16 protein-coding genes are annotated in these 22,518 nt (G+C 64.7%); 6 read left to right on the top strand and 10 right to left on the bottom strand.

The window, feature by feature from the left end; all coding sequences use genetic code 11:
• Positions 1-140: 140 nt before the first annotated feature.
• From AC3D25_RS07780 to AC3D25_RS07770, 3 genes are all read left to right on the top strand, one after another.
• Entirely contained in the window at positions 141-1,880 is a 1,740-nt protein-coding gene (locus tag AC3D25_RS07780) for a ClcB-like voltage-gated chloride channel protein (protein ID WP_488887845.1), read from the top strand.
• Between the two features lie 248 nt (positions 1,881-2,128).
• Positions 2,129-2,398: a hypothetical protein gene (locus tag AC3D25_RS07775; RefSeq protein WP_488887844.1), complete on the top strand. Its 270-nt coding sequence runs from the start codon at positions 2,129-2,131 to the stop codon at positions 2,396-2,398.
• Positions 2,399-2,440: 42 nt separating this feature from the next.
• Entirely contained in the window at positions 2,441-2,683 is a 243-nt protein-coding gene (locus tag AC3D25_RS07770; RefSeq protein WP_488887843.1) for a DUF2795 domain-containing protein, read from the top strand.
• A gap of 683 nt (positions 2,684-3,366) precedes the next feature.
• Here AC3D25_RS07770 and AC3D25_RS07765 read toward each other — a convergent pair.
• Positions 3,367-3,981 (bottom strand): TetR/AcrR family transcriptional regulator, encoded by a 615-nt coding sequence (locus tag AC3D25_RS07765; RefSeq protein ID WP_488887842.1) that lies wholly within the window; start codon positions 3,979-3,981, stop codon positions 3,367-3,369.
• 270 nt (positions 3,982-4,251) lie between these two features.
• Here AC3D25_RS07765 and AC3D25_RS07760 point away from each other — a divergent pair, with 270 nt between their 5' ends.
• Genes AC3D25_RS07760 through AC3D25_RS07750 form a run of 3 tightly spaced genes read left to right on the top strand, consistent with a single transcriptional unit; the run spans position 4,252 to position 10,075 of the window.
• Positions 4,252-5,382 carry an efflux RND transporter periplasmic adaptor subunit gene (locus AC3D25_RS07760; protein ID WP_488887841.1) on the top strand — a complete coding sequence of 377 codons (1,131 nt, stop codon included), beginning with the start codon at positions 4,252-4,254 and terminating at the stop codon, positions 5,380-5,382.
• Positions 5,379-8,576 carry an efflux RND transporter permease subunit gene (locus tag AC3D25_RS07755; protein WP_488887840.1) on the top strand — a complete coding sequence of 1,066 codons (3,198 nt, stop codon included), beginning with the start codon at positions 5,379-5,381 and terminating at the stop codon, positions 8,574-8,576. The genes AC3D25_RS07760 and AC3D25_RS07755 overlap by 4 nt, the downstream gene beginning before the upstream one ends.
• Positions 8,573-10,075, top strand: a complete 1,503-nt coding sequence (locus AC3D25_RS07750; protein ID WP_488887839.1) for an efflux transporter outer membrane subunit — start codon at positions 8,573-8,575, stop codon at positions 10,073-10,075. Before AC3D25_RS07755 ends, AC3D25_RS07750 begins: the two co-directional genes overlap by 4 nt.
• A 938-nt stretch (positions 10,076-11,013) precedes the next feature.
• Here AC3D25_RS07750 and AC3D25_RS07745 read toward each other — a convergent pair.
• From AC3D25_RS07745 to AC3D25_RS07705, 9 genes are all read right to left on the bottom strand, one after another.
• Positions 11,014-12,114: a diguanylate cyclase gene (locus tag AC3D25_RS07745; protein ID WP_488887838.1), complete on the bottom strand. Its 1,101-nt coding sequence runs from the start codon at positions 12,112-12,114 to the stop codon at positions 11,014-11,016.
• A gap of 43 nt (positions 12,115-12,157) precedes the next feature.
• On the bottom strand, positions 12,158-13,162 hold the full coding sequence (locus AC3D25_RS07740) for a chemotaxis response regulator protein-glutamate methylesterase (protein ID WP_488887837.1): 1,005 nt from the start codon (positions 13,160-13,162) through the stop codon (positions 12,158-12,160).
• Positions 13,163-13,220: 58 nt separating this feature from the next.
• On the bottom strand, positions 13,221-15,581 hold the full coding sequence (locus AC3D25_RS07735; RefSeq protein ID WP_488887836.1) for a hybrid sensor histidine kinase/response regulator: 2,361 nt from the start codon (positions 15,579-15,581) through the stop codon (positions 13,221-13,223).
• The gene (locus tag AC3D25_RS07730; RefSeq protein WP_488889632.1) at positions 15,578-16,345 is read right to left on the bottom strand and encodes a chemotaxis protein CheW; all 768 of its coding nucleotides are present in this window, start codon (positions 16,343-16,345) and stop codon (positions 15,578-15,580) included. Before AC3D25_RS07730 ends, AC3D25_RS07735 begins: the two co-directional genes overlap by 4 nt.
• Positions 16,346-16,410: 65 nt before the next feature.
• On the bottom strand, positions 16,411-17,727 hold the full coding sequence (locus AC3D25_RS07725) for a CheR family methyltransferase (protein WP_488887835.1): 1,317 nt from the start codon (positions 17,725-17,727) through the stop codon (positions 16,411-16,413).
• Entirely contained in the window at positions 17,724-18,308 is a 585-nt protein-coding gene (locus AC3D25_RS07720) for a chemotaxis protein CheW (RefSeq protein ID WP_488887834.1), read from the bottom strand. Before AC3D25_RS07720 ends, AC3D25_RS07725 begins: the two co-directional genes overlap by 4 nt.
• A gap of 23 nt (positions 18,309-18,331) precedes the next feature.
• Positions 18,332-19,957 carry a methyl-accepting chemotaxis protein gene (locus AC3D25_RS07715; protein ID WP_488889631.1) on the bottom strand — a complete coding sequence of 542 codons (1,626 nt, stop codon included), beginning with the start codon at positions 19,955-19,957 and terminating at the stop codon, positions 18,332-18,334.
• A gap of 822 nt (positions 19,958-20,779) precedes the next feature.
• A complete protein-coding gene (locus AC3D25_RS07710) occupies positions 20,780-22,222 on the bottom strand; it encodes a hypothetical protein (protein ID WP_488887833.1) in 1,443 nt (480 codons plus the stop codon).
• A gap of 11 nt (positions 22,223-22,233) precedes the next feature.
• On the bottom strand, positions 22,234-22,518 hold the full coding sequence (locus AC3D25_RS07705; RefSeq protein WP_488887832.1) for a PAAR domain-containing protein: 285 nt from the start codon (positions 22,516-22,518) through the stop codon (positions 22,234-22,236).

Here is a 22,518-nt window from a genome sequence, read left to right as displayed (position 1 = left end):
GCCCGGCCGCGTTGCGGCCGGGCTTTTTTGCGTCTGCGGCGGTTCCGGCGTTCGAGCGCTATTTTCGTCCGCGCGAGCGCTGCAACCTCTGTCGCGATGCTATTCTTGGCCGCGCATTCACCCTTCGTTCGTCGCTCGCCGTGCTCTCATTTCTGCTCAAGCTGCGCACCCGCGCGCAAAGCCTGTTTCGCTTCTCCGAATCGCACACGATGCTGCTGTGGGCCGTCGTGGTCGGCGTGGCCGGCGCGTTCGCGACCGCGGCGTTTCGCGAAGGGATCGACGCGCTGCAGCGCATCGCGACCGGCGAGAGCGGCAGTTTCGTCGATATGGCGCGCCATCTGCCGTGGCCGATGCGCGTCGCGCTGCCGACGGTCGGCGGCCTGATCGCCGGCGGCTGCCTGCTGCTGGCGCGGCGCGGCACGACCGACCACGCCAACGCCGACTACATGGAGGCCGTGACGATCGGCGATGGCGTCGTGCCGGTGCGGCCGAGCTTGTGGCGCAGTTTGTCGTCGCTATTCACGATTTCGAGCGGCGGCTCGATCGGCCGCGAAGGCTCGATGGTGCAACTGGCGGCGCTGGCCGCGTCGCTCGTCGGCCGCTGGGTTCACTTCGATCCCCCGCGCCTGCGCCTGCTCGTCGCGTGCGGCGCGGCGGCCGGAATCACCTCGGCCTATAACGCGCCGATCGCCGGTGCGTTTTTCGTGACCGAAATCGTGCTCGGCTCGATCGCGATGGAAAGCTTCGGGCCGATCGTGGTTTCGTCGGTGGTCGCCAACATCACGATGCGCGAGTTCGCCGGTTATCGCCCGACGTATGAAATGCCGGTGTTTCCGGCCATCACGGGCGTCGAAGTGCTTTTATTCGTGCTGCTCGGACTGCTCTGCGGCGCGCTCGCACCGCATTTCCTGCGCTTGCTGGCCGCATCGCGCAAGCACTTCGGGCGTCTGCCGTTGCCGGTGCCGGTGCGTCTTGCGTTTGGCGGGCTGATCGTCGGCGTGATTTCGATCTGGTGGCCGCAGGTCTGGGGCAACGGCTACGAAGTCGTCAATTCGATCCTCCACGAACGGTGGACCTGGGGCGCGCTTCTCACCGTGCTTATTTTCAAGACGCTCGCCACGGCCGCAACGGCCGGTTCCGGCGCGGTCGGCGGTATTTTCACGCCGACGCTTTTCGTGGGCGCCGTGGTCGGCTGTCTGTTCGGGCTCGGCGCGCACGCGATCTGGCCGGATTCCACGTCCGCGCCGTTCGCCTACGCGATGGTCGGCATGGGCGCGTTCCTTGCCGCCGCGACCCACGCGCCGCTGATGGCGATCCTGATGATCTTCGAGATGACCCTGAGCTATCAGGTCATGTTGCCGCTGATGCTGTCGTGCGTGGTCGCGTATTTCATCGCGCGGGCGTCGGCGCCGGCGTCGATGTACGAAGTCACGCTGCGCCGCACGCGCGAGGAGAAGGCGCGGCTGCGGCTCGCCGCGACCCAGATGCGCGAGCTCGTGCGTCCCGCCGACACCGTCGTGCCGCTCAGCGCCGACGTGAAGGAAATGACGCGGGTGTTCCTCGAATATCCGGTGAAGTACCTGTATGTCGTCGATCACGCCGAGCACTTTCAGGGCGTGGTCGCGCTGAAGGACATCACCTCGGACCTGCTCGACGAACGCGACACGGCCGCGAAAACAGCCGCCGATTACCTGCAGCCGCATTTCGACGTGCTCACGCCCGACATGGCGCTGGGCGTCGCGTTGCAGCACTTCCTCGCGTTTCAGGGCGAGCGTTTGCCGGTCGTCGAAAATGCGGCTGAGCCGCTGCTGCTCGGCGTGGTTTACAAAACGTCGCTGCTGGATGCGTATTTCCGCCTCAATCCCACCGCCACGCGCTGAAATACACGCAACCGTGCAATTTGGGCTGGCTTGGGGCAATTCCCGTGGCGGCGCTCGTTGTCCGGTCGAAAATGTCTGACATTAAGGCGTTACTTTAAGAGTTGCCGCGCGACCGCCCATTCTCGGGGGACGATGGCGCATGCGGGATGGACGACGTTAGGGCTCGGATAGGCGTGGATGCAAGCCGGTTCCAAGTGGCATATGCTTTGCTCTACTGCTCCCACGGCTCATGTCAGAGGGGTTGAGCGATGAAAACCTCAACGTTGTTGTCGATGGCTTTGGTTTCGGCGTCCTGCTACGCCGCGCCGCTTCACACTAGCGACTCGGACATCACCGGTCCGCGCGCGGCTGCGCAGGCCGCGATGGTGTTGCGGGCGAACGCCGCGCCGGTTGCGCCGCCCGCGCCGGATGTGAGCGCGGAAGACCTTGGCCACGCACGCTGGCGACATGTGCCGTTGCCGAAATCGCGAACGCCGAGTCATGGGATCGCGAGCCAGGTCGTTCAGGTTCAGACCTGAGCGGTCTTTTTTTCAGCCGAACTTGATCGGGAAACTTAACGGATGACGGACACGCGCGTGACAGACGAACTGAACTACGAACCCATCGACGATGAAATTGCGCAGGTGCTGCGGGCCGTGAAGTTTCCGGCGAATAAGGACGCGATTGTCGATGCCGCGCGGGAGGCTGGCGCGAGTAACGATGTCATTACTATTTTCGACGGGTTGCCGGAGCAGGATTATGTCGACGCGAACTCCGTCGAGCAGTTGTTGGGGAGTAATGGGGGGTCGGGGATTTCCGCCTAAGGTTGTTCAGTTTTGCTGGCGCTTTTGGGTTTTGGTTCTGCATGCGCTTTGGGTTCTGCTTGCGCCTTTGGTTCTGGTATTTAGCGCTTTTTGTGAACTTGCATTCATGTAGGTTTATTAGCACGCCGCTATGCGCGGCAGCAGTCACTTTCTTTGCTGCTGCAAAGAAAGTAACCAAAGAAAGCAGCTTATCCGTCTAAGTGTCCACCTCGAATAACCACGCGGATAGGCGCGCAGGCTGATTCGGCTAACTCGCAGTTCAAGGTATTGGCACAGCTCCTGTCAGTTCCATCCTCGCTGCGCGAGGACGATGGGCATAACAAAAACCGGCGGTTTGGTTTGGTTTTATTCGGTTATGCCTTACCGGCAGGCACTTCGTGCCTGCCGGGATGGATGAGCGGCTCCACTCTGTAGTGTGGTGCGATGGCCGAATCAGCTTGCGTACCACTCCCGGTTACGGTTCGTGGTGGACACTTAGACGGATAAGCTGCTTTCTTTGGTTACTTTCTTTGCAGCAGCAAAGAAAGTGACTGCTGCCGCGCATAGCGGCGTGCTAATAGACCTACATGAAAGCAAGTTCCCAGAAAGCGCCCGAGCATCAGACGGTTTACCCCGCCCACCCTCAAGCCGCCCAACGGCGCCGAATCCTGTGGGCAACCAAAACCCAAGCGCGCGAGCAAACCCTAGGGCGCACCAAAAACCACGCGCCTAAAAAACCCCCCCAGTACAGCTTCAGCAAACTCACTACTTACGGCCTGCGGATCGGCGGTATAAAAAAACTGGACCCCATCGCAAAGTGCCATTAACCCCATCGCAAGCTGCTCGGCCGGCATCGGCAACGGCGTCCCGACGCGATCCGAAAACGCGCTGATGTAATCAGTCGTGGTCTGCCGCAATTCGCGCAAAAACGCGTTAAACCGCACGCGAAACTTGGCATCGCGGCTAGCATGAAGCTTCGCCTCCATCCACAGCAAAAAGCACTTGTTATCGCGATAACACTGGCTGTAATACTGCAGCACGCGCGCTTCCATATCGGCGCGCGACGTCTCGCCTTCGAAGATGGAATGCAGCCGCCCCATGATCGAATCGTGGTCGCGCTTGAGTAACTCCAGAAACAACTCAGGCTTGCTGCCGAAATTCGAATAGAACGCGCCGCGCGTGTAGCCGGCCGCCGCGGCGATGTCCTCGACACTCGCCGCCAGAAATCCCTTCTTCATGAAAATCGCTTGCGCAGCGTCAAGCAGACGCTGACGCGTCTGGTCCCGGCTCTGCTCGCGTGTCAGTCGGATTCGTTTCATGCGCGGCAGTTTAGCATCGAACGGAACCCAGATTCATCTTTGCTTTCAGATACACTGTTGTATTAAAATCCATCTCGAATGTGTGTGCGCGCGCCTCTCGCGTCTGCCCGGGAAGCCCGCAGACATTGACGTTCGCGACGGCGAATCAGCCCGCCGAGAATCCGCCTCCTATCTCGAAATATGCCGGTGACGAGCGTGCGCGAGCCGCGTCGACGCCTTTTATGTGCATCACCCGTGGTGCTTTTCGCCGCCTTTGCGTCGAGGTTTCCCGTGACTCGCTTCTCCAGCCGTGTCTCCCGCAGTGCCCCTCGCCAACTCGGTGCGGCCGCGCTGATCTGTGTGCTTGCCGCGTGCAGCAAAAAAGAAGCGCCGCCGCCCCCGCCGCGGCCGGTCGTGGCTGTCGCCGCGCAAGCCGATCAGCGTCTGCCGCAATCCACGCTGCCCGGCCAGATCGAGGCGCGTTATTCGACGCCGTTATCGTTCCGGGTCGGCGGGAAAATTATCGAGCGGCGCGTGCGGCTCGGCGATACGGTGAAGGCCGGCCAGATCGTGGCGCGGCTCGACCCCGCCGATCAATCGAAGAACGCCGCCAGCACGCGCGCGCAACTCGACGCGGCGCAGCATCAACTGGATTACGCGACGCAGCAGCTCAACCGCGACCGCGCGCAGGCCGCTGAAAACCTGATCGCGCCCGCGCAACTCGAACAGACGCAAAACGCCTACGCGTCCGCGCTCGCCCAGCGCAATCAGGCGCAGCAGCAAGCCGCGCTCTCCGCCGATCAGTTGAACTACACCACGCTCACCGCCGACCACGCGGGCTTCATCACGTCCGAACAGGCCGATACCGGCCAGAACGTCGCGGCCGGTCAGGCCGTGTACAACCTGGCCTGGAGCGGCGATATCGACGTGGCCTGCGACGTGCCGGAAGGCGCGCTCGCCGCGCTCGCGGTCGGCCAGCGCGCGAACGTGAGCCTCGCGGCCGTGCCCGGCAAGCAGTTCGCCGCGCGCGTGCGCGAACTCTCGCCCGCCGCCGACGCGCAAAGCCGCACGTGGCGCGCGAAACTCACGCTCGAAGCGCCGACGCCGGAAGTCCGGCTCGGCATGACCGCCGACATCGCGTTCGCACAAGGCGCACAAAACGCACAATCGACGAGCTTCACCGTTCCCTCGACCGCCCTTTTCCACGACGGCCACGAACCCGCGGTGTGGGTCGTCAAGTCGCCGGGCGATGCGCTCGAACTCCGCCGCGTGTCGGTTGCGCGGTTCGGCGAACGCACGGTCACGCTGTCCGGCGGGCTGAACGCGGGCGATCGGGTCGTCTGGCAAGGCGTGCATACGGTCAGCGCCGGGGAGAAAGTGCGCGTCGTCGCGCCGCTGCATCCCGAGGATTTCGCGTCATGAGCGCGCCGGACTCAAAGCCGGACTCAAAGCCGGACTCAAAGCCGGAAACGTTGCCGGAGCCCGACTACCGTCACGAGGAAGGTCACTTCAACCTGTCCGCGTGGGCGTTGCGGCACCGCGCGCTGGTGATCTTCCTGATCGCGATGGCGACCCTTTTCGGCGCCCTCGCCTACACGAGGCTCGCGCAGTCCGAAGACCCGCCGTTCACGTTCCGCGTGATGGTGATCCGCACGTTCTGGCCGGGCGCCACCGCGCGGCAGGTGCAGGAACAGGTGACTGACCGCATCGCGAGGAAGCTCCAGGAAACGCCGTCCACCGACTTCCTGCGCAGCTACTCGCGCCCCGGCGAATCGCTGCTGTTCTACACGATGAAGGATTCCGCGCCCGCGAAGGACGTGCCCGAGGAGTGGTATCAGGTGCGCAAGAAAGTCGGCGATATCGCCGCGACCTTGCCGCCAGGCGTGCAAGGCCCGTTCTTCAACGACGAATTCGGCGACGTCTACACGAATATCTACACGCTCGACGGCGACGGCTACTCGCCCGCGCAACTCCACGACTACGCCGACGCGTTGCGCGTCGTGTTGCTGCGCGTGCCGGGCGTCGCGAAAGTGGATTATTTCGGCGATCAGGACGAGCGCATTTATATCGAGATCGCCAACACGCAACTGACGCGGCTCGGCATTTCGCCGCAGCAAATTGCCGATGCGGTGAACGGCCAGAACGCGGTCGCGCCTGCCGGCACGCTGACGACGCCCGACGACCGCGTGTTCGTGCGTCCGAGCGGCCAGTTCAACGATGCGCAGGCGCTCGCGGACACACTGATCCGCGTGAACGGACGCTCGTTCCGGCTAGGCGATATCGCGACCATCAAGCGCGGCTACGTCGATCCGAAAGTCACCGAGATGCGCTCGAACGGCCAGCCGGTGCTCGGGATCGGCGTGACGATGCAACCGGGACAGGACGTGGTGCGGCTCGGCAAGTCGCTCGACGAAACGGCCGCGAAGCTGCGCGCTCACCTGCCCGCCGGGCTCAGGCTCGCGGAAGTGTCGAGCATGCCGCACGCGGTTTCGCACTCGGTGGACGACTTCCTCGAAGCGGTGGCGGAAGCGGTGGTGATCGTGCTGATCGTGAGTCTCGTCACGCTCGGCGTGCGCACGGGCATGGTGGTCGTGATCTCCATTCCGATCGTGCTCGCCGTGACCGCGCTCTTCATGTACCTGTTCGATATCGGGCTGCACAAGGTGTCGCTTGGCACGCTCATTCTCGCGCTCGGGCTGCTCGTGGACGACGCGATCATCGCCGTCGAAATGATGGCGGTGAAGCTCGAACAGGGCTGGAACCGCACGCGCGCCGCGGCTTACGCGTACACCAGCACGGCGTTTCCGATGCTCACCGGCACGCTCGTGACGGTCGCCGGCTTCCTGCCGATCGCGCTCGCGAAGTCGAGCACGGGCGAGTACACGCGCTCGATCTTCGAGGTGTCGGCGATCGCGCTGATTGCGTCGTGGCTCGCGGCCGTCGTGCTGATTCCGCTGCTCGGCTACAAGCTCCTGCCCGAACGCAAGCGCGAGGCGCACGAGGCGCATCTGCCCGACGACCACGAACACGATATCTACGACACGAAGTTTTACGGACGTCTGCGCGGCTGGGTGACGTGGTGTATCGAGCGGCGTTTCGTCGTGCTCGCGATCACGGTCGCGCTCTTCGTGGTCGCGATGTTCGGCTTCACGCTCGTGCCGCAGCAGTTTTTCCCGAGTTCGGACCGCGCGGAATTGCTGGTCGATGTGCGCCTGCAGGAAGGCGCTTCATTCGACGCCACGCTGCGGCAAGCGAAGCGGCTCGAAAAAGTGCTCGAAGGACGGCCTGAAATCGATCACGTCGTGAACTTCGTCGGCACCGGCGCGCCGCGTTTTTATCTGCCGCTCGACCAGCAGTTGCCGCAACCGAATTTCGCGCAGTTCGTGGTCACGGCGAAATCGGTCGAGGATCGCGAAAAGCTCGCGCAGTGGCTGGAACCCGTGCTGCGCGAGAAGTTTCCCGCGATCCGCACGCGGCTTTCGCGGCTGGAGAACGGGCCGCCGGTCGGGTATCCGGTGCAGTTTCGCGTGAGCGGCGACGATATCGCGACCGTGCGCAAGATCGGCGAGCAGGTGTTCGCCGACATGCGCGCCGATACGCGCACGACCAACGTCCAGTACGACTGGGACGAACCGTCGGAGCGCTCAGTGCATTTCGAGATCGACCAGAAGAAGGCGCGCGAACTCGGCGTGTCGTCGCAGGATATTTCGAACTTCCTCGCGATGTCGCTTTCCGGTTACACCATCACGCAATATCGCGAGCACGACAAGCTGATCGGCGTGGATCTGCGCGCGCCGCTCAAGGAACGCGTCGAGCCGGCGCGTCTCGCCACGCTCGCCATGCCGACGCCGAACGGTCCTGTGCCGCTCGGCACGCTCGGGCGCGTGGTGGACGATCTGGAATACGGCGTGATCTGGGAGCGCGACCGCCAGCCGACCATCACCGTGCAGTCGGATGTGCGGGCAGGCACGCAGGGGATCGACGTGACGAACGCGATCGACAAGAAACTCGACACGATTCGCGCCTCGCTGCCGGTGGGTTATCGCATCGAAGTGGGCGGGCCGGTCGAGGAAAGCGGCAAGGGCCAATCGTCGATCAACGCGCAGATGCCGATCATGGTGATCGTCGTGCTGACGCTGCTGATGATCCAGTTGCAAAGCTTCGCGCGCGTGATGATGGTGGTGCTGACCGCGCCGCTCGGGCTGATCGGCGTGGTGGCGACGCTGTTGCTGTTCGGCAAGCCGTTCGGCTTCGTCGCGATGCTCGGCGTGATCGCGATGTTCGGCATCATCATGCGCAATTCGGTGATTCTCGTCGATCAGATCGAGCAGGACATCGCCGCCGGGCATAAGCGCTTCGACGCGATCGTCGGCGCAACCGTGCGGCGTTTCCGGCCGATCACGCTGACCGCCGCCGCCGCCGTCCTCGCGCTGATTCCGCTCTTGCGCAGCAACTTTTTCGGGCCGATGGCGACGGCGCTGATGGGCGGCATCACCAGCGCGACCGTGCTCACGCTGTTCTATCTGCCGGCGCTGTACGCGGCGTCGTTCCGCGTGAAGCACGACGAACGCGAAAGCCACGCGGGTACTTTAGCGGGCCAGGGAGAACAATCATGAGACGGATTCCACGAAATTCGATCGTTCCGGCGCTCATTCCGAGGCTTATTCCGGAGCGCGTTCCGGTGCTGATCCCGGCGCTCCTGCTCGCGCTCGCCGGCTGCTCGTTCGGCCCGAACGGCGACCTGCCGCCGGTGCCGCACCCCGCGCATTACGGCATCACGGCGCCGCCCCTTGAAACCGTGACCGCCGAGGGCGCGTCTCAACGGTTTGTCGCCGGAGCGAAGCCGGTGCCCGACTGGTGGACCCTGTACCGATCCGACGCGCTGAATGCGCTCGTCGCCGAAGGTCTCGCGAATAGCCCGAATCTCGCCGCTGCCGACCGCGGGCTCGCGGCCGCCCGCGAGCAACTGAAGGCGCAGATCGGCTCGTCGCTTTTTCCTTCCATCGATCTGGGCGGACAGGCCGCTCGCCAGCGCGGCCTCGGCGTGCCGAATTTCGGACCGCCGACCGCGCTGTACAACCTCTTCGTCGGCCAGGTTCAGGCGCAATACACGTTCGACCTGTTCGGCGCGGCCCGGCTGGAAGACGCGTCGCTCGCGGCGCAAGTCGATCAGCAGGCGCATCAGTTCGATGCCGCCCGCCGCGCGCTCGCCGCGAACATCGTGACCGGCGCGATCGGCGCGGCCGCGCTGAACGCGCAAATTCGCCTGACGGAGCGGCTCGCCGCCCTCGCTGCCGACGACGCCCGCGACGCCGAGCGGCGCTACGCGCTCGGCTCCGCGTCGCATTCGGATGCACTCGATGCCGAGCAGAACGCCGCGTCGATTGCAGCGCAGTTGCCGGGTTTGCGCGCCCAGTGGCTTGCCACGCGCCACGCGCTGGCCGTGCTGCTCGGCCGCACGCCCGACCAGGCTCCCGACGATCTCGATTATGCGAGTCTCGCCGTGCCGCCGGATGTGCCGGTCGTGGTGCCGTCGGCGCTGCTCGCGACGCGCCCGGACGTCGAGGCCGCCGATGCCGCGCTGAAGGCGGCCGCCGCGTCGGTCGGCGTGGCGACGGCGCAGTTGTTCCCGAGTTTGTCGCTGTCGGCGTCGATGGGCAAAGGCGGTTTTAGCTGGCCGGTCGCGTTGTCGGGCGCGGGGGCGTTGTGGAGTATCGGCGCTTCGCTGACTCAGCCGGTGTTTCACGGCGGCGCGCTGCTCGCCCAGCGACGCGCGGCCCAGCACACCTATGAGGCTGCCGTGCTGCAGTATAAGCAGACCGTGCTTGCTGCTTTTCAGAACGTGGCGAACACGTTGGCCTCGCTCGAAAACGACAGTCAGGCGCTGGCACAAGCCGACGCCGCGAGCCGCGCGACGCAAGGCATCTTCGACGATTCCGCCGCCCGCGTGCGGCTCGGCGCGATTCCGCCGCGCGCGGCGCGGGCGAGTGAGCAGCAGTACAGGAATGCGCAGTTGAACGCGCTGAGGTATTCGAGTGCGCGGTTGACGGATACTGCGGCGCTGTTTCAGGCGATGGGTTCGCCGGTTGGGGTGGGCGCTACGGCCGCGCGGTAGACGGGTTGTTTGCTCGCGCTTCGGGTTTTTTGTCTGCTCTCGCTTGTGCTTTTGTTTGCGTGTGCTTCTCGTGAACTTGCTTTCGTGTAGGTCCATAAGCACGCCGCTATGCGCGGCAGCAGTCACTTTCTTTGCTGCTGCAAAGAAAGTAACCAAAGAAAGCAGCTTATCCGTCTAAGTGTCCACCACGAACCGTAACCGGGAGTGGCGCGCAAGCTGATTCGGCCATCGCACCACCCAACAGAGTGGAACCGCTCATTCATCCCCGCAGGCACGAAGTGCCTGCCGGTAAGGCATAACCGGAAAAACCAAACCGAACCAACCGACGGTTTTCAAATATGCCCGTCGTCCACGCGCAGCGAGGATGGAACTGACAGGCGCTGTGCCAATACCAACGAATGCGAGTTGCCATCGTCAGCCTGCGCGCCTATCCGCGCAGTTATTCGTGGTGGACACTTAGCCGGATAAGCTGCTTTCTTTGGTTACTTTCTTTGCAGCAGCAAAGAAAGTGACTGCTGCCGCGCATAGCGGCGTGCTAATAAACCTACACGAAAGCAAGTTCCCAAGAAGCGCCCGAGCATCAGACGGTGTAACCCACCCAAACCAAGCCGCCCCACGGCGCCAAACCCCGTGCTGCTTTCTTTGGTTACTTTCTTTGCAGCTAGCCAAAGAAAGTGACTGCTGCCGCGCATAGCGGCGTGCTTATAAACCTACACGAAAGCAAGTTCCCAAGAAGCGCCCGAGCATCAGACGGTGTAACCCACCCACCCTCAAGCCGCCCCACGGCGCCGAATCCCGTGCTGCTTTCTTTGCTTACTTTCTTTGCAGCTAGCCAAAGAAAGTGACGGCTGCCGCGCATAGCGGCGTGCTAATAAACGCACACGAAAGCAGGTTCCCAAGATGCGCATGCAAACAAAAGCAACGAGCGCCAGCAAACCCTAAACCACGACTCTATTCCGCCCATCCCGCTTAGCGCGATACAGCGCCAAATCCGCCGCTTCGATCAACTGCTTGGCGTTTTCCTCCATCTCCGGCACCTGCGTGACACCACCCACGCTAATCGTGAGTCTGCCCGCGTCAGAACCCGAGTGCGGCACGTCGAGCGCCTCCACCGCAAGCCGGATCTTCTCGCCAAGCAGCCGCATGCCGCCTTCGGCTGTCGACGGCAACACCACAGCAAATTCCTCGCCGCCAAACCGTGCCGCCAAATCAGCCGGACGGTTGAGACTTTCCTCGATGGTATGCGCAACTCGTTTCAGCACGTCATCGCCCGCGACATGGCCGTAAGTATCGTTGTACGACTTGAAGTTATCGACGTCGATCATCAGGAAGCCGATCGGCAGCCGGTCACGCATCGCGCGCCGGAATTCGGCGCTCAGATAATCGTCCAGATGCCGCCGGTTCGACAGGCCCGTCAGGCCGTCCGAATGCGTAAGCCGCTGCAACTCCAGGTTCGTCTCCATCAACTGCTGTTGCGATTGCCGCAACGCGCGATACGCCTCGTCGCGCTGCAGCAGGTTCAGATACGAACGCGAGTGATAGCGAATCCGCGCCACGAGTTCGATGGTATCGGGCAGCTTCACCAGATAATCGTTGGCGCCCGCCGCGAACGCCGCGCTCTTGATGCGCGCTTCTTCCTTGGTCGAGAGCACGATGATCGGAATGTCGCGCGTCGCCTCGCTCTCGCGGTACTGACGCACGAGCGTGAGCCCGTCGACACCCGGCATCACGAGGTCCTGAAGAATCACCGTCGGCCGCGTTTCCTGCGCGACGCGCAGCGCGTCTTCCGGGTTCGCGCAATAGTGGAAGTCGACGTTCGGCTGGGTCGCGAGCGAGCGGCGCAGCGCCTCGGCGATGATCGCCTGATCGTCGACCAGCAGCACCATGATCGCGCAATCGGCGGCAGGCGGCGCGGCCAGCGCGGCGGCGAGCAGGTCCGTGCCGGCGCGCTCGTCGGCGAAAGTCTTGCGCTCTACGCTTGCCGCCGCGTCGGCACGCTGCGCACGGTCGGCGAGCGGATCCGGGTTTCGATGTTCCATGATGTGTCCTGTTATTGATTGCGTCCGGCGCTTAACGCGCGCGTCAGGCCGCGAAGGCTTTTTCGATCGCCGCGGCGATCTTCGGCAGCGGCAGGATCGCGACCGCTGCGTTCAGCGACGCAGCCGCTTTCGGCATGCCGTACACCGCCGAGGTCGCTTCGTCCTGCGCGATCGTGTAATACCCTTTTGCGCGCATCGCCTTCAGTCCGATCGCGCCGTCGCGTCCCATTCCGGTCAACAGCACGCCGACCGCGCGGCCCGTCCAGTGCGTCACCGCGCTCTGAAAAAACACATCGACGGAAGGACGGTACGGCATGTCCACCGGATGCGCCGTATAGCCGAGCCGGTTGACACCGCAAAAATGCAGGTGGTCGTTGGTTGCCGCCAACAACACCTGTCCCGCTTGCGGCCGGTCGCCCTCGCGCGCGATCCTGACAGGCAGCCGCGACTGCGCGTTCAGCCACTCGGCCATGCCGGCGGCGAACGCCTGATCGACGTGCTGCACGATCACCGTCGCCGCCGCGAAATCCGGCGGCAACGCGGCGAGGAGTGTGGCGAGCGCGGCCGGCCCGCCCGCCGACGAACCGATCGCGAGCAAACCCGTATCACTCGTGATACGCGGCAAAACGCTCGCTGGATGCGCGCCGGCCGATGCCGCGAGCCGCGCGCCGATCTGGTCGATCTTCGCGATCAGCGCAGCGATGCCGCGCCGCGAATCCGGGCCGACAAGCGTGGGGGTATCGACGGCGTCGAGCGCGCCCGCGCCCATCGCCTCGTACACGCGCCACGCGTTCGCGCCCACGTCGACGGTGACGATCAGGATCGCGCACGGTGCGCGCGCCATGATGCGCCGCGTGGCTTCGATCCCGTCGACGTTCGGCATCACGAGGTCCATCAGCACGACGTCCGGCTTCTGCGCGACGCAATATTCGACCGCTTCCGCGCCGTCCTTCGCGACCCACACGACCTCGAAATCGGTCCGCGTGGCGAGCGCGCGCCGCAACGCCTCGACCGCCAGTTGCACGTCGTTCACGATGCCGATTTTCATCACGCGTTCTCCACGGTTTTCATCGACGCCACATTGTTCGGACTTGTTCGTCCACACGCTACGACTTCGCCTCGCCGATCAGATCGCGCACCGCATCGAGCAGCGTCTGGTCGTGAAAACTGCCCTTCGCGAGATAGTAGTCCGCGCCCGCGTCGAGCCCGCGCTGACGGTCTTCCGCGCGGTCCTTGTACGACACGATCATCACCGGCGTGTCGCGCAATTGCACGTCGCGCTTGATGAGCGTCACCAGTTCGATGCCATCGAGCCGTGGCATGTCGATATCCGTAATCACGAGGTCGAAGCGCTCGCCGCGCACCGCGTTCCAGCCGTCCATGCCGTCCACCGCGATCGCCACGCTGTAGCCACGCGACGCGAGCAGCTTGCGTTCGAGTTCGCGCACGGTCAGCGAGTCGTCGACGACCAGCACGCGCTTCGCCGCCACCGTCGCGGCGCGTCCCGCGCCGAGCGAAACCCGCCCGAGTTCGCCGCCGCTGACGAGCTTCTCGACCGAGCGCAGCCAGTCATCGAGATCGGCGATCAACAGTGGATCGCCGTTTTCCATCAGCGCGCCCGCCGCGATGTTGCGCACCTTGCCGAGGCGTTTGTCGAGCGGCTGCACGACCAGCATACGCTCGCCGAGAAAACGATCCACAACCACGCCGTAGCTCGCCGCGCCCTGCCCGATCACGACCACGTTGAGCGTATCGGTGTCCGCCGTGGCGGAGGATTCGAACGCGCCCGCCTGGAGAATCTGGTGCGCTGTGACGAGCCCGACCCGGCGCCCTTCGAAGGCGAAATGCTGATGGCCTTCGAGCACGTCGATCGCACCGCGCGCGAGCGCGAGCGTGTGCGTCACATGCGCGAGCGGCAGGCCGTAAGGCTCGCCCGCGACCTCGACGATCAAACTGCGGATGACCGAGAGCGTCAGCGGCAATTGCATCAGAAAACGCGTACCCGCGTGCGCTTCCTGCGTCACGCGCACGCTGCCGCGCACCTGGCGCACGGTGTCCTGCACGGCGTCCAGTCCGACGCCGCGCCCGGACACGTCGGTCACGGTGTCGCGCATGGAAAAGCCCGGCAGAAACAGGAATTCGAGGAGTTCGGCTTCGGACAGGCGCGCCGCCGTTTCCGGGCTCACGAGGCGCTTGCGTTCCACCGCGCGCCGCAACGCGTCGATATCGATTCCGCCGCCGTCGTCGCTCACGCTGATGAAAAGCGCGCCCGCGCTGTGACGCGCTTCGAGCATGATGGTGCCTTCCTCGGGCTTGCCGAGCGCGCGCCTGAGCGACGGCGGCTCGATCCCGTGATCGACGGCATTGCGCAGCAGATGGCCGAGCGGGCCGTCGAGCAGATCGAGAATGTCGCGGTCCACCTGCGTCGATTCACCGACGGTGACGAGCCGCACCTGCTTGCCGAGCGAGCGCGCCACGTCGCGCACCATGCGCGCGAAGCCGCCGGTGGCATCGACGAATGGACGCATCCGGCATTCGAGCGCTTCGTCGTAAAGTTGCTGCGACAGATGCGTCGAACGACGGTCGTAGATGTCGAGTTCCGCGAGCCGCTCGTTCAGTTGCGCGTGCGCTTGTGCCGACAGACGCCGCGCTTCGTCGAGGGCGGCGAGCGCGCGGGCATCGAGCGATGTGGCGTGAGTTGCAGTTTCATTGAGCGATTCGTGCAGGCGATCCAACGCCCGGCTCGCGTCGCGCTGGATGCGCTTCACGCGCAGCATCGACTGCGCGAACGGTTTGAGCCAGCGCGACTCCACCAGCGATTCGCCGGAGTGGCCGAGTAGCCGGTCGAGCGTATCCGCGCGCACGCGCAGCATGCGGATTTCGCCGGGACGCGCGGACGTCGTGCGCTCGACGGTTTCCTGCAGCAGCGCCGGTTCGGGTTCGTCCGTAGGTTCGGCCGTAGGTTCGTCCGTAGGTTCGGCCGCGAGCGTGAGTTCGCGCGAGAGGTCGAAATACGCGTCCACGTCCGCTTCGGTCACCACGTCCTTGAGCGCGTCCGTGAGCACGTCCGCGCCGCCGAGAAGCGCGTCGAGCGCGGCGACGAATGCATCGGCGTCCTTCGGCGTCACGGCATCGGCATCACTGCCGCCATGCCCGATCTGCACGATCAGATCGACGCCGCGCAGCAACAGGTCGATATAGCCCGCATCGAGCGCGATCCGCCCCTCCTGCGCGCCGACAAAGCAATCCTCCAGCGCGTGCGCGAGCGTCACGCCCACCGGCACGCCGACGATCCGCGCCGCGCCCTTCAACGAATGCGCGGCACGCATGCAGATTTCGAGCGTCGCCGGATCGCGCGGCGCACGTTCGAGCGCGATCAGGCCGTCGGAGAGAATCTGCGCCTGCGTGCGCGCTTCCTCCCGGAACAGTTCGATGAGCGACGGCTGGCCCTGGTCGTCGGTACTCATGTCAGGCTCCGGTTCAGCGTGTCGAGAAGTTTGTCGGCGTCGAGCAGCCCGACGGTCGTGTCCTTCCACGCGACGACAGCTTCGGCGTGCGATGCCGAAAGCTGCGCGAGCGTCGCCGGGACCGCCTGAAAATCGGCGCGGGCGAAACGATGCACGCCGTCCACCGCATCCACCGGAAACACGACCGGCCCGTTCGTTGGGTCGCGGGCGTCTTCCACCACGAGTAACCGCCCGAGTTCGCGCGCGTCCACCGCGCGGTGAGCGGACGTGGCCGTGTCCCCCGCCGCCGCCGCCGACGACGACGACGATTCGATCCCGAACAGCCGCGCGAGCGACGCGCACACCGTCAGCACGCCGCGCACGTTGACTACGCCGAGCACCGCGCGATGCCGGCGATGCGGCAGCGAATGGATCGGCCGCAACTGCGCGACCTGCCGGAACAGCGTGGTCGGCAGACCGAGCCATTCGCCGCCGATCCTGAAGACGAGATACGACACGGTATCGGCATCGAGACGGCTTCGGCGCGGCGCGGCAATGACGGACTGCATGGCGCGTCCAGGTTCGTCGCGCACGTCCACCACGTTCACGCGATCGAGCACGCGCGCGGCGGCGGCGTCGTGTACCGGGCAATTGCGGCAATGCACGTAACCGATAAGCCGCTCGCAAGACCGGTCGCCGCGCACGCCGATCCGGTTCCAGCAATCGTCGATATCGTCGAGCCGCGCGTTGTCGAGCTGGTACGCGGAATCGGCGGCTTCGGCCATCAGCGGCAAAGGGTCATCGCCGGATGCGGGCAAATTGGGGAAACCGGGCAAATTCGGCAGATCGCTCATGAGCGCCTCCCGCCGACACGTCCGGCGCGTTCGAGCAGACGGCGCGCGCCCGCTTCGTCGCCGTCGAGCTCGAGCACGGCGGCGAGATGCGTCAGCGCCTCGCCGTGCGCGGGATCGAGATAGAGCGCGCGCTTGTAGTTCGCGCGGGCGTCGTCGACGTCGCCTTGCGCATCCGCGATCACGCCGAGCAGGTAATACGCGTCGGCGCTCGACGGATGCGCGTCGAGATAGCCGCGCGACGCGCTCGCCGCCTGCGCGAGCTTGCCGGCATCGGCGAGCGCGCGGGCGTGGGCGAGACTCGGCGCGGATAACGACGATAACGCGGGCGGCGTGAGTGTTGTGGATGGCGTGGGCACGAGATTGGCCGAGGGCGCTTGCACGCGCGGCGGCGCGGCCATCGGCACGAACGCGGCGCGCGCAGGCGGCGACGCGAACTCACCGAGAGCCGGCGGCGGCGCGAATCCAACGCGCGCCACCTCAGCCGCCACGCGGCGAAACGCAAACGCGAGCGGAATCTTCGCGGACGACATCCCTTCGCGCATCAGCAAACCCGTCTCGGCTGGACCGACGAACAGCGTGCCGCCGTCGGCCAGGAGACCGTCGATCACCCGAAGCGCCGCGCGTTGCGTGTCGCGGTCGAAGTAAATCAGCACGTTGCGGCAGAAGATGAAATCGAAGGATTCGTAGGTGGCGGGATCGAGTTTCAGCAGGTTCGTCTGCGTGAAATGCGCCGAGCGCGCGACGCGCGGATCCAGTTGCCAGCCATCGCCCGAAGCCGTGAAATGCCGCTCGCGGAAACTCAGCGCATGGCCGCGAAACGCGTTGCGCCCGTAATGCGCGCGACGTGCGCGGGCGAGCGCGCGCTCGCTCACATCGATCGCCTCGATTACGAACTGCTCGGGCGCAAAACCGGCGTCGAGCATCGCCATTGCCGCCGAATACGCCTCCTCGCCTGACGAACACGGCAAGCTCAGCACGCGCACGGGCCTGAACGGCGCATCGCGCAGACGCGCCTTCGCGAGCCGCACGAGCGCGGCGAAGGCTTCGGGATCGCGGAAAAACCAGGTTTCCGGCACGACGACCGCTTCGATCAGATCCTGCAGCCGCGCGGGATCGGTATTGAGCGCGTACCAGTAGTCGTCGAGCGACGCGCCCGCGTGGCCGTGCGCGCGCCAGTCGGCCAGACGCTCGCGCACGGCGCGTTCGATCGCGCCCGCGCCGATCGACTCGGCATCCAGTCCGATAGTCCGGTGCAAGAGCGCGATGAAGCGCGCGATCGACGCGTGGTCGGCGTGGGCGGCGGCGCGGTTCATGCGGCGCTCGCGGTGAAAAGCTGCGCCTGCACGTCGGCTGGCAGCAGATGCTCGATGCGCACCCATTGCAGCAGCCCGGCGGCATCGCGGGCGACCGGACCGAGATAGCGCGCGTGCGGCGTTTCGATGCCCGCATCGCGGAACGCGGTGGCATCGAGCGTCACCGTGCGCGTCGCCTGTTCGAGCAGAATGCCGAGCCGCCGCCTTTCGACGCCCGTTTCTGTGTGCGTTTCTGAGCCCGTTTCTGAGCGCGTTTCTGAGCGCGTTTCTGTGTGCGTTTCTGTGCCCGCTTCCGTCGCGCGCGGGTAATGCGGGTAATGCGGGTAATGCGGGTAATGCGGGTAATGCGGGTAATGCACGAGCGCAAGCCGGGTGGAAAGACGGTCGCGCGACCGGCGGCCGAGCGCGAGCGCCGAGAGGTCGATCACGGGCACCGGCGCGCCGTCGAAGTCGAGCAGACCCGCGACCCACGCGGGGACGCCCGGCAGCGCTCTGAGCGGCGTGAGCGACATCATCCGCTCGACTTGCGCGGCATCGAGCAGATAACGTTCCGTGCCGAGGTTGAACTGGACGAACAGCATGGCGGATCAGTGGGCGCGCGCGTTCACATCTTCACCTTGAAGCGCGACACGCCCGTGCGCAGGCCGTTCGCGACGTGCGTCAGGTCGTCGATGGCTTGCGTCGACTGGCGCAGCGACTCCGCCGTCTGCTGCGCGGCCTCGGACAATTGCGCGAGCGCCTGAGTGATCTGGTCCGCGCCGGTCGCCTGCGTCTGCATGCCTTCGTTGACCATCACGAAGCGCGGCGCGAGCGTCTGCACCTGCTGGATGATCTGCGACAACTGGCCGCCGACCTGCTGCACGTCGAGCATGCCGCGCCGCACTTCCTCGCTGAATTTGTCCATGCCCATCACGCCCGCCGCGACGGCCGACTGGATCTCCTTCACCATCTGCTCGATATCGAAGGTCGCGACCGCCGTTTGATCGGCGAGACGCCGGATTTCGGTCGCCACCACCGCGAAGCCGCGCCCGTATTCGCCCGCCTTTTCCGCTTCGATGGCCGCGTTCAGCGAGAGCAGATTGGTTTGATCGGCGACCTTCGTGATGGTCGCGACCACTTGGTTGATATTGCTCGCGCGCTCGTTGAGGATCGCGAGCTTGCCGTTCACCGATCCCGCCGCCTCCATCACGAGCCGCATGGTTTCCTCCATGCGCGTGAGACCCAACTGGCCCGTTCCGGCGAGCACCGCCGATTGTTCGGCCACGCCCGACACTTCGTTCATCGTGCGCACGAGATCGCGCGACGTCGCGAAAATCTCGCGCGACGTTGCGCCGATCTCGGTAGTCGTCGCGGCGGTCTCGCTCGCCGTGGCCTGCTGTTCCTTCGCCGTCGCGGCGATTTCCGCGACGGACGTCGTCACCTGGACGGCCGATTTCTGCGCCTGGCCGACCAGCCCGGTCAGTTCGTCGGTCATGCGGTTAAAGCCCGATTCCAGCGTGCCGAATTCGTCGCGGCGATTCAGACTCAGGCGCTGCGTCATGTCGCCGGTCCGCATCTGGTCCACGACATCCACGAGCCGCTGCATCGGCACGGTCACCGCGCGCAGGAGCAGATAGCCGAGCACGGCCGCCGACAGGATGGCCGCGACGAGCACGATCAGAAGCGTGAGTTCGGCCTTACGCACCGAATCTCGAATGCTCGCGACCGAGGTTTCCTCGTAGCTGTTGTTATGGTCGACGAGCGCGCGCACCGAGACGCGCCCCGCTTCCCAGATCGGGTTCAGCTGCGTATTGAAGGTGGTGGCCGCCGTCGCCTTGGCCGTGTCGAGATCGCGCAGGATCTGCGCCTGAATCGGCGCGTAGGCAGTGCGCTGCTGCCGGAACTGGTCGAAGAGCTGGCGGTCGGTATCCTCGAAGATCGTCGCGGTGTACTTGTCCATCAGCTTGTCGAGCGACTCGCGCGTCTCGGCCGCGCGCGCGAGGTCGCGCTTGATCTGGTCCGGCTCGGCGTCGATGAACACGAGCCGTTGCGTCACCACGTAGTTCTCGAACCAGGCGGCGCGGATCGTCGTGGCGAGGTAGACGCCGGGCATCGAATCTTGCTGGAGGCTCTTCGCGTCGCGGTCGATACCGCCCAGCAGCACGTAGGAAAACACGGCCATGAGCAGCATCAGCGACAGGATCACCCCGAAGCTCGCGAGAATGCGTTGCCGGATCGTGAGAGTGGACATGGAGGGCAACTGAGTCGGCTGCTTCACGCGGTGACCTTTGGCGAAGAGATTGGACGATTGCGCGGCGGCGCCTCGTAATTTCGAGACTATAGATCAGACGGATCTGCCCGGCACGCTTGGGTTGGGCGTAATTCTAAGATGTATTGGCGCAGCGGATGGAGTTTTGCGCCGAGGCTCCGCTTGTTGCGTGCGTTTCGCGCCGCTGAGGTTATCCCCAAATTTTGGGGACCACCTTGTTGACAACGTTCTGACAAGGCCGCCAACGTGTTGATCCGAAACGGCATTCGGCCAGTGCTTCGTGGGGTGGCTTTGCGGCGCTTTTGGCGGCTTCGGGCTTCGGAGTTATCCACGTCGAATGTTGAAAGGGCTGTGGACAACCTCGGGGCTACCCGGTCAAACGCTTGATTTTGCTGGATAAAAGACGCCCGGCGCGGTTTGCATCAGGGCTTGGGCGGGGGAATCGTGCGGAAAAGTGCGGGCGGGTTATCCACAGATTTTGTGGACAGCTTTGTTGATAAGCGCCGGGGAGAGACGTTAAGTGGTTGAGGAATAAGTGTTTCTTTGGGCGACCGGCTTGTGAGGCATGAGGTGCACTGGAACGCGGCGCGCCGGCGCGCAAGCGCGACGTACCGTACTATTTCCATGTCGCCCACGGATCATGTAAAGGGCCTGCGAGCGGACGCAAACGTCAATCGCTGCGAAACGCCAATGTGACACTTCGAGAGAGCGAACCCGTTAGCGACAACGCCCTCCTCCACGCGACAGCAAGCGCGATTCGAGCGGAACGAAATACGCTGTGTATTTCGGCATCGCGCTCAGCCTTTATCCGATAAAGCTCATCACATAATCCACGATCGCCCCCACAGTGAGCGCGACGGATCGAGGATGACGGATGATGAACAACACGAGCAGGAAGAAAACGGTAAGGCACGTGACGAGCATATCCCTCGTACTCCAGCCCTCGTCCCCTGACAGCAGCATGCCGACCATCCAAAACGACATGAGCGCGCGGAATTCGGGACCCAGCAACCGCTTGTACCCATATTCCTCCTTCCATGGCACGTCCACCGGAGCCGGTTCCTTCGCCACCAGATTCAGCGCGATACCCTGTTCGTCAGGAAGCGCGATGAGCTGTGACCCCTGGCCGAAGTGCGCCATCTTCGCGGCCAGCGCCTGAATCACCCAGCGCGTCACGGGGGCCTGCGGGCCGATGGCCGGATCGAGCGCGTGCGCTTCTACCTTCAGGTCGGACTCCCTTACGGCGCCGAGCGTCGCATGTTGTGTCAGCCCCTTGAGTCCGCTGTGCCAGAAGTGACGGATACGCTCTCTGGGCACCTGTTCCGCCTTGAGCAGCGAGGCAAGCAATCTGTCTGCCTGATCGGCGTCGCCGGTAATCTGGCGCAGCAGCCACGCCTGGCGCTTCAGGTCCGGCTTCGCGACCATGAGTGCAGGCGAACCCAGCAGCAACGCCACCGCCGCTTCGGAGTTCCGATGCTCTGCGCCCGGTCCGCTACCGTTCAGATGCCAGCCCAACAGCAGGCGGTACTTCGGCGTCCCGTCCTGCGCATACCGATAGGGGCGGGCCTCGTCCTCGAACCACGCATCAGCAAAGCCAACGTTGCGACGGTTATCCAGCCACCGCACTACCGGTTTGCCCGGTAGCTCCAGCCTGCCCCAGGCCGTCAGAACCTCGCTGGACAGCGCCTCGTGGTCGCACTGCATCACGATCTCGAACGATCCGTCTTTTGCCGCCTGCACGAGCTTCGCGGTCAGCGGCGTAAGCAGCGCATCCAGCAGGCAGTTCAAACGCGAGCCATCGTCCGCAGCATTGATGCTTCCTAGCGCCATCACTTTGCCTGCATTCTCGGGGGGCGTGCCTTCGAGACTCAGCATGCGCTCGGCCAGGTCCGGCTCGGGGGTGAGGATCACGCTGTCGAGCACCGCCAGGCCCGAGCGGCTCTGCTGCTGCCAGCCGGTTATCTCGCGCCAGCGCGCCGAGTTATGTTCGGCAGCCTGCGTCGCCGGAATGTCGTAGGCGAACCAGTGCACAAGACAACTCAGTGTCAGCCAGCAGAAAAACGGCACCGCGACCGCGTATTGCAGGACTTTGTCCCAGGGTATGGCGCCGGCCTTCGGCAGGCCAGGCACCACCATTGCGAGGGCGGCACCCTCGACAATCACGTACAGCACGAGATAGAACCAGATGGGCAACGGCTCGTATGACACCCGCTCGGACGGGAACTGCGGGTTCCAGCGAAAAACCATTCAACCTCCAGTCAGTCAACCGTCCATTCGTGCTGCGAGGCAAGCAGCAGGGGTTTCGGATTACAGGCGCACAGGCAGAAGTCGTTCTCCAGCGCGGGCACCTCGCCGTACCAGTCCTGTTCGAAGCGCTCACCGTTGCGGCCTATCCTGCCGGTCGTGCCGCAAGCCGGACAGGTCACGGGTGCGCCGATATAGCCCATCCTGCGTCCGTTATAGCCGGTGCCATCGATGCCATCGGTCACGATCCCGCGCGCGGTGGTGCAGTCGCCTTCGTAAATATGGGCGCGTGCTCCCAT

This window comes from Caballeronia sp. SL1002, from assembly GCF_057814995.1.
The sequence above is the reverse complement of the archived record's forward strand: the minus strand, read 5'-3'. Positions and strand labels throughout refer to the sequence as shown.